Below are 12,932 nucleotides of genomic sequence, written 5' to 3'. Positions count from 1 at the left end.
AAAAAATAAAAGCCAGCTCTCAATAAAGAGAACCGGCTGTAATTTAGCAGTCATTGGTTATTTTAAAATTTTCACTTTAACAGTTTTGCGTCCCCATTTTTGAGAAGCGCTATCTGATCCAAGTAGAATGTCGATACGGTTACCTTTAATTGCACCACCAGTATCACCAGCGATTGCTTCTCCATAACCTTCAACCCATACTTTAGATCCTAATGGGATTACTTTCGGGTCAACAGCAATCATTTTCATGTTTGGGTTCGCTGTTAGGTCATGACCCATTGCAGTTAATACACGGCCGCCGTATGTGCCACCGTTTTCGCTCGGATGAGCTGTATATGCTGTAGCTACAACAGTTAACTCACGACCATTAGAAGGTTCGCTAGTTTCAGCAGCTTTCACAGCAGGCTTAGCAGCTGTTTTTACTGGTGCAGGTGCTTGAGCCTTAGCTGGCGCTTGAGCTTTAGCAGGTGCAGGCGTTTCTTGTTTCTCAATAACAGGTGCTGTACCTGTTAAGAAAGGAACATGAACATAAGCCGTTTTCCCGTTATATTCAAATTGTAACCACTCATTTTGTACTTGGTTCGTTGTTTCGATCATATCGTCTTTCTTAAGCGTTCCAAGAATTTCTGAGTTTGTGTTCGCTTCAGCACGTACATTTAATACGTTAGCTGTTACATAGTAAGAGTTCTTTGTAAACTCTGTACTTACGAATGCGTCTTTACCATCTAATTTGATTTGTGACCATCCGTTTTCTGTATTTAGAACATCTAATTTATGACCATTCTGTAATTTACCGACAACTTTTGATTCAGTAGTAGGGTTTTCTCGTACATTTAGTACGTCTGTTTTTACAACAGTTTCTGCGTTAGCAGATGCGGTGAAAATCCCAAGACCAAAAACTGCTGCTGTTGCTATTCCAATTAATTTTTTCATGATAGCCTCCATTGCGTTTGTTTTCGTGTCCTCATTATAGCAACAGATTTTTTCGGATTTTGGGAAAACACACAATTACAAACCATTCGTAATAAGTCGTTAACAATTTGTAATATAGCTAGAATTAGAGGAAAGCGTTTTTCATTCCATATAATTAGTAGGTTTCTAGTTATATTCAAAATAGTTAATGCAACATAATTTTTCGGTGCAAATAAAAATGTTACAAGAGTATTACGTAATGATTACTATACAGTTACATTCCTTGAGTATTTTACCGTTTTATGGGTAATATAGTTATATAAACATAAACATCTCGTTTGTGAAGTTATAAACACGCGCTATATACTAGCAAAAAAACCGCATAATTGTTACAAGAAGAAAGGGTTGTAAAGAATAAATCTGCCCTTTTTTAAAACTGTAACACATCCTTTTTTGGGAAAATCTCTTCCCATCCGCATTTTTCTCACACAATTTGACAGTAGTATTCCAATCTTGTAGCTCTTGCAGAGTGAAAAGGTTGTACGGAAGGTAAGGCTGTCCATAAGAACTCTAATTGGTGAAGGCAAACTTGAGAGAGCCGAAAGAAAATCACCACAAAAACTATGGTTTTCTATCCGATTTAACACATCGGAATTTATGATATTTACAAGAAATGAAACATACGAAGGGGGATTTGATGAGGAAACTGACGAAAACATTTATTGTCTCATTAACATTATGCATTGCATTTACACTTTGGGGGATTATTCCCGAATCTATTATTGGAAAAGGTAGCTTAGGAAATGTAACGACTGCAATTCAAGCTGCGTTAGTTAGTAAGTTTGGATGGTTCTATATTATTTCCGTTTCTATTTTCTTAGGAATTGCTATTTTCTTAATTGTTTCTAAGTACGGTTCGATTCGCTTAGGTAAAGATGATGATGAACCTGATTATAGTTATATGACATGGTTTGCTATGTTATTTAGTGCCGGTATGGGAATCGGTTTGGTTTTCTGGGGCGTTGCAGAACCGTTGAATCATTTATACACACCTCCGTTTGGAGAGGGTGCGACTGAAGAGAGTGCACGTCTTGCACTTCGTTTCTCATTTTTCCATTGGGGATTACATCCATGGGGATTATATGCACTTGTAGCATTATGTATTGCGTATTTTACATTTAGAAAAGGAAGAGCAAGTACAATTAGTGCGGCAGTGGGTCCACTATTTAAGGGCGGTGAACATGGCCGTATTGCCCATATGTTTGATGTTCTAGCTGTATTTGCGACAGTATTTGGTGTGGCGACATCATTAGGACTTGGGGCAAAGCAAATTGCGGGTGGTGTTAGTTATTTAACATCCATTCCCAACTCATTATCGACACAGTTAGTAATCATCGGAATTGTAACTGTTCTTTATATGTTATCTGCGCAAACAGGACTCGATAAAGGAATTAAATATTTAAGTAATGCGAATATTATTTTAGCGTTTGCACTTATGATAATTGTATTATTTGCAGGTCCAACAAACTTTATTATGAATTATTTCACTTCAACAATCGGATCATACATTCAAGAATTACCAAGTATGAGTTTCCGTTTAAGTCCATTAAATGAAGGCGGAAATCAATGGATTCAGTCATGGACAATTTTCTACTGGGCATGGTGGATTGCATGGTCACCATTCGTAGGTACGTTTATTGCTCGTGTGTCACGTGGGCGTACAATTCGTGAATTTGTTATTGGTGTGTTACTCGTACCAACAGTAATTGGTGCGCTTTGGTTCTCTGTTTTCGGAGGGACAGGTATTCATATGGAATTGTTCGACGGGGCGAATATATATGGCCAAATTAAAGAAATGGGCACAGAAGTAGGATTGTTTGCTATGTTAGACCAGATGGGTAGTATGGGACCGACTTTATGTGTGTTAGCTATTTTACTTATTTCAACATTCTTTATTACATCGGCAGACTCTGCTACGTTTGTTCTAGCGATGTTAACGACACATGGTAGCTTAAACCCACCAAATCGCATTAAAATGGTTTGGGGTATTGTCCTAGCAGCGTTAGCTTCGATCTTATTGTATGTCGGTGGATTAGAGGCGCTGCAAACTGCGTCGATTATTGCGGCATTCCCATTTGTATTTGTTATTTTCTTTATGATTGCAGCACTATTTAAAGAGTTGCAAAAAGAAGGGCGTATGAAACAACATAAATAATAGAAGGAAAGGGGCTGATTTTATGTCAGCTCCTTTTTCAATGCAAATATTAGGAAAAGTGTAGATAGCTGTAGTTTAAAAAGAAAAATCGATATGGTTCGACAATATCCGATATTTTACACATTATATTCATATTTTTGACAAAAATATGTCGGAAATGTGTTGTCACTTTTATGTATATGTGCTATATTATTTCCTGTAAGCGATTTCAAATAGTTTTAAATCGCATTCAAGGGGGACAACTAGAATAATGAAACGTTACGAAAGAAAGTGGAAGCATATTTGCTTGAAACGTGTGGCACATCGAAATGCCCAAGAAAGCACGGAACCGAAGACTGAAACTCGTAAAGAGCATCAAGAGAAGCAATTGGTTCTACAAAAATAGCAATCACTTTTTCGTATATAAATGAAGGTCGATCGTTCGTTGGGGGATGGACGTGAAATAACTTTCTGCTAAGGGGTATTGTCTGATATATAGTATTACGGTAAAAAATAAGCACAGAGCATACGGCGCTCTGTGCTTATTTTTTAATGAAATCTATTTTTCTTTTTTTAATCGTACTGTTTTATCCCAACCAATTACTTGTTTCTTGCTCTTTGCGCGTAAGTAAAGAATGAGACTGCGAATAAACAAATACGTAAAGAGCTGTGCGTACGTAAAGTACATAATGACGCTTATGAAAATATTGGTCGGTGTAAAGGTTCGTTCGACGCTCTGGGCACTAAATAATTGAGAAACATATGTAATATATGCGACATACCACATAAATAGTAATGGAATGCTATATTGAATTTGGAATATCCCGAGCAGTCCAATTACAAACCAAACGTTTGAAATGATTAAGAATAGCCAAAATACGACATACACTAAAACTTGTTGTAAGGAATGGACGAGGAGTTTCCCTTTAAAGAAGCTTAACGAAGAAAACATTTTTTCTAAAATGTATAAGTTTCCTTGAAGCCAACGTGTACGCTGTTTAATAAGAATTTTTAAATGCTCAGGTTCTTGTTCCCATGTAATCGATTCCGGGACGATTGGTAAGAGATAGCCCTTTTGGGTAATTCTTAATGTTAATTCGGCATCCTCTGCAATTGCATAAGGGTCATAGCCGCCAAGTTCTTCTAATGCAGAGCGACGAAGGAGCATGTTTGTTCCTGTCAGTGATCCTGTTTGGAATAGTAACCAGCGTCCAGACTGCATAAGGAGCTGGAAAATCTGAAATTCTAATGAAATCATTCGTGTAAGCCAGTTTCTTTTCTCATTTACGGTACGAACATGTCCAACTGCTCCAACAGCATCCTCAATTGTTTCAGCATGTTCTACGAGCATTCGTAAAGCATGTGGTTCAGGTTGATTATCTGCATCGTATACACAGAAATATTCACCATCCGAAATGCTAAGACCATAGTTTAATACACGTGATTTTCCTCTCGGCTCACCAGGTGGTACACGAATGTGACGAATATGAGCATAAGCTTTGGCGAAATCATCGCCAATTTCAGGTGTTTCATCTTGAGAGTTATCGTTTAATAAATAAACAGTTAGTTTTCCTGGGTATTCAATCTTTGCCATCGCTTCTAATGTATCTTTCATAACGACCCCTTCATTATGGGCAGGTATTAAAATATCTACACTTGGATAATGTTCTAGCGTACGATCTTTTCGTTTACTATTTCGATGAATTAAGCCTGCGAGTGTTAAGAGAGAGTAATAAACGAGTAGGCCAGAGAATAGAAAGGCAGTAAAAATAAGTACGTATTTAATTGAAAATGTGATGCTGATCCAAAAAACGAGTACGCAGAACAGAAGGAATAAAAGGAGTATAACGAGTGTCATCATAATAATGTCTGTCCTTTGCTTCCAATTTGCTCTCGCGAAATTTTTATATCTTGGATTGCTTCAGCTGCAAGCAATTGCTCCATTTTTGGCTGTAGACGGTTCATTACAATATTAGCGCCTGCTTCGTTTGTGTTTTGTAGTAAAATAACCAGTGTATTGCCATCATATTTAGCAGCAAGGTCAAAGTCAGTTCTTACCGTATCAACTAATAATGAAGCTACACGATCCATGACACTTTCCTTCGTGTATTTACTAAAGGAAATGAAATTGAAGTAAATGATAATGCCTGTTTCATTACGACGATTCATTGCAGTTGTTAATAATGCTTGTCGTCTTTCGAATTCTTGTCTTGTTAATAATTTGGATTCTCCAATGTATTGCTCCAACACTTTCACTCGTTCAATTAAATCTCTATTTTCAAGAATAACCTTTTTTAATAGATGGGTTGAAATATAAACAATGAAGAGGTTAGCTGCTATCAGGAAGTGGATAATAATATATTCCCATTGATCTGATGTACTCCATAAGTGAAGCCACGCTTCATAAAATAAATAGAATACTGAAATAATGGTTCCCAGTATAAAGAAAACAAATGCTGTTTTATCAGCTAAAAATAGGAATAGTACATTTATGATGACATATATAATTGTAAAAATGAGCGCGTGCTCATATTTCGTCACATGTACAGTAGTAAAATAAAATAGAATTTGTAAAATCCACATAGAGAGGACTTTATAGGACTTATCTTTCACGAAACATTCCTCCTTAAAGATAATTCGCGTGGGATATTTGTAGTATGCACAATTATTAAGGAATGGAACATGTAGCTAGAATTCTTTTTGGGGCGAGATACATCAAATAGTATCCCTCTTTTACAAGAAAAAATAAACAGACATACTAATTAGTACAGTATATTGTCTGTATATACGGATATAAAGTGTTTAATGTATATAAAAATTATATTTATAGTATATAAAAAAGTCTCCTCTTTTAAAGAGGAGACTTTACATGAATTTATAGGAACATCATACCTGCAACAGCTGCGTTTAAGAAATTCGCTAGTGTACCAGCGATAACTGCTTTAATCCCTAATTGTGCAATTTGTTTACGGCGAGTAGGAGCTAACGTTCCTGTTACACCTAATTGAATTGCGATAGAAGAGAAGTTTGCGAAACCACAGATTGCAAATGTTAAAATCATATTTGTTTTTGCAGAGAATTCTGCCATGTGTGGTCCTAAGTTTGCATATGCAACGAATTCGTTGATTGCAAGTTTTTGGCCGATGAAACTTGCTGCTTGTATAGCTTCACCCGGTGAAACCCCGATTAAGATTGCAAATGGTGATAATAAGTAACCAAAGATTAAATCAAGGCTAAGTTTAATATCGAACCAAGAACCAACCCATCCTAATAAGCCATTTAATAAAGCGATTAATGCGATGAAAGCCATTAACATTGCTGCTACGTTAATAACAAGTTGTATACCTTCAGATGCACCGCGTGCAGCTGCATCGATAACGTTTGCGTCTTCACGCTCTGTTGAAAGTTGAACATTATTATCTACTTTTTCTGTTTCTGGCATAATTAGTTTTGCAATTAATAGACTTGATGGAGCTGCCATAATTGCTGCTGCTAATAAATGCTCTAATGGAATGCCCATCGCTGCATAGCCGACAAGAACTGATCCGGCAACAGCTGTCATACCACTTACCATAATAGTGAAGAACTCACTGTTCGTTAAACGTGCTAAGTATGGTTTAATTAAAATTGGTGCTTCTGTTTGTCCTAAGAATACAGTTGTTACTGCATTTAAGCTTTCTGCTTTAGAAGTTCCAAGAAGTTTACTCAATGCACCACCAATGATACTAACAAATTTCTGCATAATACCTAAGTAATATAAGATTGCTACTAATGAACTAATAAATACAATTGGAAGTAGTGCTTGAATTACGAAAACAAATCCCCAAGGTCCTTTTGCGTTGACTAAATCCCCAGCAACGAATCTAATTCCCTCGTAAGAAAAATTAATTAATCCTTGAACGCCGTCAGCAGCAACTTTTAAGCCTGCTTTTCCAGCATCCCATCGTAATACAATAAATGAAAATGTCATTTGTAATGCTAGCGCGATTAAAATTGTGCGCCAATTAATAGCTTTGCGGTTGGAAGATAATAAGAAAGCGATTGCTAAAACCCCAATCACGCCGCCAATTCCCCATAAAATATTCATGCAGTGCATGCTCCTTCCTCATAGTAAAAAAGTGTATAAACCAGTTGTCTATACTTTTGCGAATATAACATCTTAAGTAACTTATCATAATGGACATCGGAGGTCAAACGTCTAACGAAAAGTTTAAATAAAAAGAAAATTCTTTGAAAAAACACATATAAAATGAATAGACATGAAATAGGTTATGTTTTTTGTGGAAATATATTCATTATGATAACATTTTGGACAATTTTTATAGAATATAGTGTACGAAATAGGGGAATGAACGCATAATTTTTTCGTAGAGAGAATGAAAGGGGATTACTATATCGAGTTCTTTAAAAAGAGCCTTCTAGTAAACTAGAAGGCTCTGAAACTATAACTTAAGGTGCTTTCGTATACCCTAAGAAATGGCTTTTCCAATAAGAATTGTTTAATGAAGCGATTGCTACACCTTTATCTCCAGCTTGGATAAATGATCCGCCCCCAAGGTAGATACCCATGTGAGAAGGACCTGCTTTATAAGTGTCTTTGAAATAAATTAAGTCACCTGGTTGTGGACTTGAAGTTTGTGGTAAGCTGCTCCAATATCCAGCAACACTTTGGCGGCTAATGTTATGGCCAAATTTCTTATATACGTGGTAGATGTAACCACTGCAGTCAACGCCATTAGCAGAAGAACCGCCCCAAATGTATGGTACGCCTTGCATAGATTTCGCGTATGCAAGTATAGAAGAACTGTCACCGCTATTATTACTTGTATTGTTATTGTTGTTTTGATTTTCATTAGGCTTATTATCTACTGCGCCCCCAACTGGTGTTTTAGATAGGAAACTTGTGCCGATGTAACCAGTTTGACCATTGTAGTTAATTTTGCTCCATCCAGAGTTTTCAGAGATTACTTGAATCTTCTGTCCTTGTGGAAGTGCGCCTATGATTCTATAATTTGTACCTTCACCGCTACGTACATTTAGTGCAGAAACATTAATGTAGTATTCGCCAATTGCACCTTGGCTAGGCTGCTCAGGTTGTTCAGGAGTAGTAGTGCCACCTTTAACGAATTTTACGAATTCGCTACTAACGTAGCCTGTTTTTCCCTGATAATTAACTTTAAACCAGCTACCTTCAGATCCAACTACGTTTAATTTCGTACCATTTAATACGCCACCAATTACGCTATGGTAAGTAGCAGGGCCTGTACGAACACGTAGAGATGTTGCGTTAACAACGTAAGTACCACCAGTTTGAACAGTTACATTATTATTTTGCTCTTGGTTGTTACCTTGCGTGACGTTTTCGTTAGAACCGCCTTTTGTTACGTAGTCTTTGCTTAAGTAAGCTGTTTGTCCCGCGTAATTGATTTTGAACCAATCTTGAACTTCGCCTACAACTTGTACTACTTGTCCTTTCTTAACAGAACCTACAGTTGGATGAGAAGTGCTAGGACCTGTACGAACACGAAGGGAAGATACATTTACTGTATAGTTTCCACTTGCTGGTTGTACAGTTGTTTGATTGTTATTATTGTTTGTAGAGCCAGTATTTGAAGAAGCGCCTGATACAAATTGGCTACTAACATAACCAGTTTGTCCGTTATGGTTGATTTTCACCCAACCATTTTCTTCTCCAATTACGTTTAAAGTTTGTCCTTCATATACACGTCCTGAAACAGAGCTAGAAGTGCTAGGAGCTGTACGTACACGTAATACATCAGCAGTAACTTTATTGTTTCCGCCTGTGCTTACATTGGTATTTGTTGTTGCTCCATTTTTTGATACAAATTCTCCACTAACATAACCTGTTTTCCCATTTAGGTTAATTTTGAACCAACCATTTTCTTCTCCAATCACGTTTAATGATTGACCGTTATAAACACGAGAGATAATGTCATGAGAAGTGCTAGATCCTGCACGAACATGTAATACGTCAGCAGTTACCTTATAAGATGAGTTGTTTGATGCGGAAGCTTGGACAGTTTGTGTAGCAGCTTTTTGTGTGTTTTGTTCTGGGGCAGCTTGAACGCTATCAAGTGTAGGTGCTGCTCCTCCTGCTACAGACACTGCCGCAAGACCGGCAAGGTATTTTTTCATAATTTGTCGATTCCTTTCTGTCTGTAATGTAGTGAAGAAATATTTACCAACTATTAAAAATTCTAAGAGGCATGTCGATTACTGTCAAGACTTATGCGGGAAACTGAATATGACAAAAAGATTACAAGAAAAAATCAAGGCATAAATTCACACCTTGATTTCTATTTAAATGCATATATTTATTGTAGAAGGAGAAGGGATTATTCGTATTTAAGAAGATGAAATGTTGGATTTTAAAAGGCTTTGGGTAAATGATCTTTGTAGTAATTTGGTGATAGTTCCAACTTGCCCATCTTGAATCGCAGTTCCATCGAGGTGGGTCATCGGCAAAATCTCAATAGTCGTTCCCGTAAAGAAGCATTCATCTGCTTGATAAACATCGCGAATGCTGAAAAGCTCTTCTTGTACAGGAAGTTGAAGAGTGTTAGCTAAAGAAAGGACGTACTGACGAATAATTCCGTTTAAAATAAGGTGGTTGGCTGGATGTGTATACAGAGTTCCATTTTTTATGAGAAAGAAGTTAGAGTGGCTACCTTCAGTTACGATACCATTTCGTACGAGAAGTGCTTCTTTACAACCTTTGCGCTCAGCTTTCGTATAAGCTAATACATTTGGTAATAAATTTAGCGATTTAATATCACAGCGGAGCCAGCGCGTATCAGGTTCTGATATAGCACGTACACCGTATTCAATCCATAAAGCTGGTCTTTCTTTTTTTGAAATATAAGCATAGATTGTCGGAGAGGTGTCATATGAGAATGCATGTGCTCGAGCTTGTACACCACGAGATACTTGTAAGTAAATTGTTCCGTCTTCGTGGAAATTATTGTTTTCAATTAATTTGTAGAGTAAGGTGATGAGTTCGGCTTTTGAGAAAGGGAGTGATAATTCTATTTCTTCCATGGATCGATATAATCTTGTTAAATGTGGGTCTAATAAGTGAAAATTTCCGTTATAAAGGCGAATAACTTCATAGACGCCATCGCCAAATTGTAAACCTCTTTCTTCAAGTTCTATGTACGCGCGATGTTTTGTTGTATCAATAACTGCATCATTCCATAGTACAAATCTTTCGTATGCCAATTTTCGTCCCATCCTTTCGTTAGTACATGAATAAAAAGCACTCTAGTTATTTTTATGTAAGCAATTCTCTTCATATGACGTATATGTATTTATTTGCAAATCATAGAGAAGTAGTGGTGACTTATAGCATTTTGTATATACAAATTCGAAAATGAGAAATAAGAATCCTGCTTTTTGAAAAAAAAAAGCAACATTCGTATGGAATGTTGCACAAGGAGGGTAGCTATCTTTCATAGGGACATCGTCTTTAAAGGTTTCATTTATGCAAACAAAACACTTGGAAAGACAATTATAAGAAAGTTGAAAACAAATGATGCGCATATTTCTCTAAGGGATCTTATTAAAGATGAGAGATAAGAAATATGTGGAACCTCGTTTACATATTTTATTATAAAGATGTTTCGTTAATGTGGTGTAAATATTAGATGAAGGTTATGTAATTTTAAAGTTAATGTCTAGAAGAATTTGTAGAGAGGAAAATAAAAAAAGAGGCTGAGATTACTCAGCGCTCTTCTTGTCTTCTTTAATAGTTGTTTTTACTTCACCAGTTTTAATCTTATTGCTTTCAGAGAAGCGAAGTAAGTCGCCTCCAATGATTTTGTCTGACATGTTTAGTTCATTTTGTGCACGATCAATCATTGGTTGAGCTTCTTCTTTTGGTAATTGTACAACTTCACCTGTGTTACGGTCGTAGAATGTACTGTTTGTGTACATGTACTTATCTGTAATGAAGCTACCGTCACGAAGAACAACGAATCCTTTATTGTCTGGTGAGAATACGTCATGACCGAATTGAATGTCATTAGTAGAATCTACACCAAGTAGGTTTAGAATTGTTGGTTTAATGTCAATTTCACCAGTTGGTTTTGAAATTGTTTTACCTTCTGTTTGACCTGGAACGTGAATAAACATCGGTGTTTTTTGTAAGTTCATATGGTCAAACGTAGTAATTTCTTCTTTTCCTAAGAACTGTGCCATTGCACGGTTATGGTTTTCAGAAATACCATAATGGTCACCGTAGAATACGATAACAGAGTTGTCGTAAATACCTTCAGCTTTTAGACGCTCAATAAAGTGTTTCATTGCTTCGTCTAAGTAGCGAGCTGTTACCATATAGCGGTCAAATACACCATCACCAGAATTGTATTCGTCGATTAATTTCGTACTGTCATCATACGTGAATGGGTAATGGTTTGTTAAAGAAAGGAAGCGAGTGTAGAACGGTTGCTTCACTTGTTTTAACATATCGACAGACTGATCGAAGTATTCGATATCTTTTAGTCCCCAGTTCAATTTTGTTTCTGGCGTAATCTTGTAGTCAAGCTCGTTGTAGTAACGATCATAACCAAGTGCCGGATACATAATATTACGGTTCCAGAATGTTGCGTTGTTTGCGTGGAATACTGCAGTGTAGTATCCTTGCTGACGTAAAATTTCTGGAGTTGCTGTATATTCGTTGTTACCATTTGTGAAGAATACAGCACCGCGGTCTAGTGGATATAGTGAAGTATCTACTAAGAATTCAGCATCAGACGTTTTACCTTGCCCAGTTTGATGGAAGAAGTTATCGAAGTAATAACTTTCTTTCGCAAATTGGTTTAGGAATGGTGTAACTTCTTGTCCGTTAACTTGCGCACCAATTAAGAATGTTTGTAATGATTCAAGAGAGACAACAATTACGTTTTTCCCTTTTGCAGTACCAAACATATTTGGATCTGGTTTACTTTGTGTTGTTTTCACATAGTTTTCTGCTTCTTGCAATTTACTACTATCAGCAAACGCTTTTTGTGAACTTGATTTTGCTTGTAAGCCAAGATCATATGCTTGGTGTACATATAATCCTAGGTTTTTAACAAGCATAACGCGGTCGAATGAACGTGTTAATAGTTCTGGACGCTCAGCTTCTGCAAATCCTAGGTTTACGCAGAAAATAGCAACTGTTGACACGAAGTATAGGGAACGCATCGGACGTGCTACACGTTCTGTCGGTGCAAAAACTTTCTTCTTTTTCAATAGAACGAAGAATACGATAATATCCGCAAATGCAAGGATGATTTTGTAGTTAAATAATTCTTTCACACTAGAACCTAAACTTCCGAAATTAGACGTTTGTCCTAGTACTGGTAAAGTAACGAAGTCATTGTAGAATCCGTAGAACATTACGTTACCAACAAGAATGAACGTTAAGATAAAGTTAATTCCTAGTGCTATATAGTTACGTTTTTTCCCTTTTGCAAATAATGCAAGACCCACAAACAGTAATGATGCTGCTAATGGACTAATGAATAAAATGAATTCTTGCATGAACGATTCAAGTTTTAAATCGAAGCTAGTGCGTGTAATGATGTAGGTTTTTAGCCATACGGCCAAAGCTACGAATAAAGTGAAACGCACATTTTGAAATTGCGATTTCATGGTTTCTTTCATTCATTTCCACCCTTTCTCTATCAGGCTTGGTCGATTTTGGAGCGAAAAATGTTAAAATAAAAAATACATAGTTTTCTTGGTCATAATTAGAGTTTCTATATTCACCCATATACGACTTTAACTATGCATACCCTTTTTGGTTTCTTGTGCTGCTCATAAG

At 36.6% G+C, this 12,932-nt stretch carries 9 protein-coding genes; 2 read left to right on the top strand and 7 right to left on the bottom strand.

Annotated features, from left to right (window positions below):
• Positions 1–57: 57 nt before the first annotated feature.
• Positions 58–933 carry a cell wall-binding protein EntA gene (locus MHI07_RS24545; protein ID WP_070170693.1) on the bottom strand — a complete coding sequence of 292 codons (876 nt, stop codon included), beginning with the start codon at positions 931–933 and terminating at the stop codon, positions 58–60.
• A 676-nt stretch (positions 934–1,609) separates the two neighbouring features.
• Between MHI07_RS24545 and opuD the strand changes: the two genes are divergently transcribed.
• Both opuD and MHI07_RS24535 read left to right on the top strand, forming a co-directional pair.
• Positions 1,610–3,127 (top strand): glycine betaine transporter OpuD, encoded by a 1,518-nt coding sequence (gene opuD, locus MHI07_RS24540; RefSeq protein ID WP_002144814.1) that lies wholly within the window; start codon positions 1,610–1,612, stop codon positions 3,125–3,127.
• 250 nt (positions 3,128–3,377) lie between these two features.
• Positions 3,378–3,512, top strand: a complete 135-nt coding sequence (locus tag MHI07_RS24535) for a hypothetical protein (RefSeq protein ID WP_002068447.1) — start codon at positions 3,378–3,380, stop codon at positions 3,510–3,512.
• Between the two features lie 153 nt (positions 3,513–3,665).
• Here the strand turns inward: MHI07_RS24535 and MHI07_RS24530 are convergent, their stop codons facing one another.
• From MHI07_RS24530 to MHI07_RS24505, 6 genes are all read right to left on the bottom strand, one after another.
• Entirely contained in the window at positions 3,666–4,967 is a 1,302-nt protein-coding gene (locus MHI07_RS24530; RefSeq protein ID WP_340826685.1) for a glycosyltransferase family 2 protein, read from the bottom strand.
• Positions 4,964–5,719, bottom strand: coding sequence for a diguanylate cyclase domain-containing protein (locus MHI07_RS24525; RefSeq protein ID WP_215580164.1), 756 nt, complete (start codon positions 5,717–5,719; stop codon positions 4,964–4,966). The genes MHI07_RS24530 and MHI07_RS24525 overlap by 4 nt, the downstream gene beginning before the upstream one ends.
• Before the next feature lie 262 nt (positions 5,720–5,981).
• Positions 5,982–7,193: a NupC/NupG family nucleoside CNT transporter gene (locus MHI07_RS24520; RefSeq protein WP_215580163.1), complete on the bottom strand. Its 1,212-nt coding sequence runs from the start codon at positions 7,191–7,193 to the stop codon at positions 5,982–5,984.
• A gap of 362 nt (positions 7,194–7,555) precedes the next feature.
• Positions 7,556–9,262: a C40 family peptidase gene (locus MHI07_RS24515; RefSeq protein ID WP_340826682.1), complete on the bottom strand. Its 1,707-nt coding sequence runs from the start codon at positions 9,260–9,262 to the stop codon at positions 7,556–7,558.
• A gap of 210 nt (positions 9,263–9,472) precedes the next feature.
• Complete coding sequence (locus MHI07_RS24510; protein WP_215580159.1) at positions 9,473–10,357, bottom strand: D-amino-acid transaminase; 885 nt, start codon at positions 10,355–10,357, stop codon at positions 9,473–9,475.
• Between the two features lie 486 nt (positions 10,358–10,843).
• Positions 10,844–12,772, bottom strand: a complete 1,929-nt coding sequence (locus MHI07_RS24505) for an LTA synthase family protein (RefSeq protein ID WP_002159841.1) — start codon at positions 12,770–12,772, stop codon at positions 10,844–10,846.
• Positions 12,773–12,932 lie beyond the last annotated feature (160 nt).

Origin of the sequence: Bacillus sp. FSL H8-0545 (genome assembly GCF_038006105.1) — a bacterium.
Lineage (GTDB): Bacteria > Bacillota > Bacilli > Bacillales > Bacillaceae_G > Bacillus_A > Bacillus_A cereus_U.
This window is presented reverse-complemented; position numbering and strand designations above follow the sequence as displayed.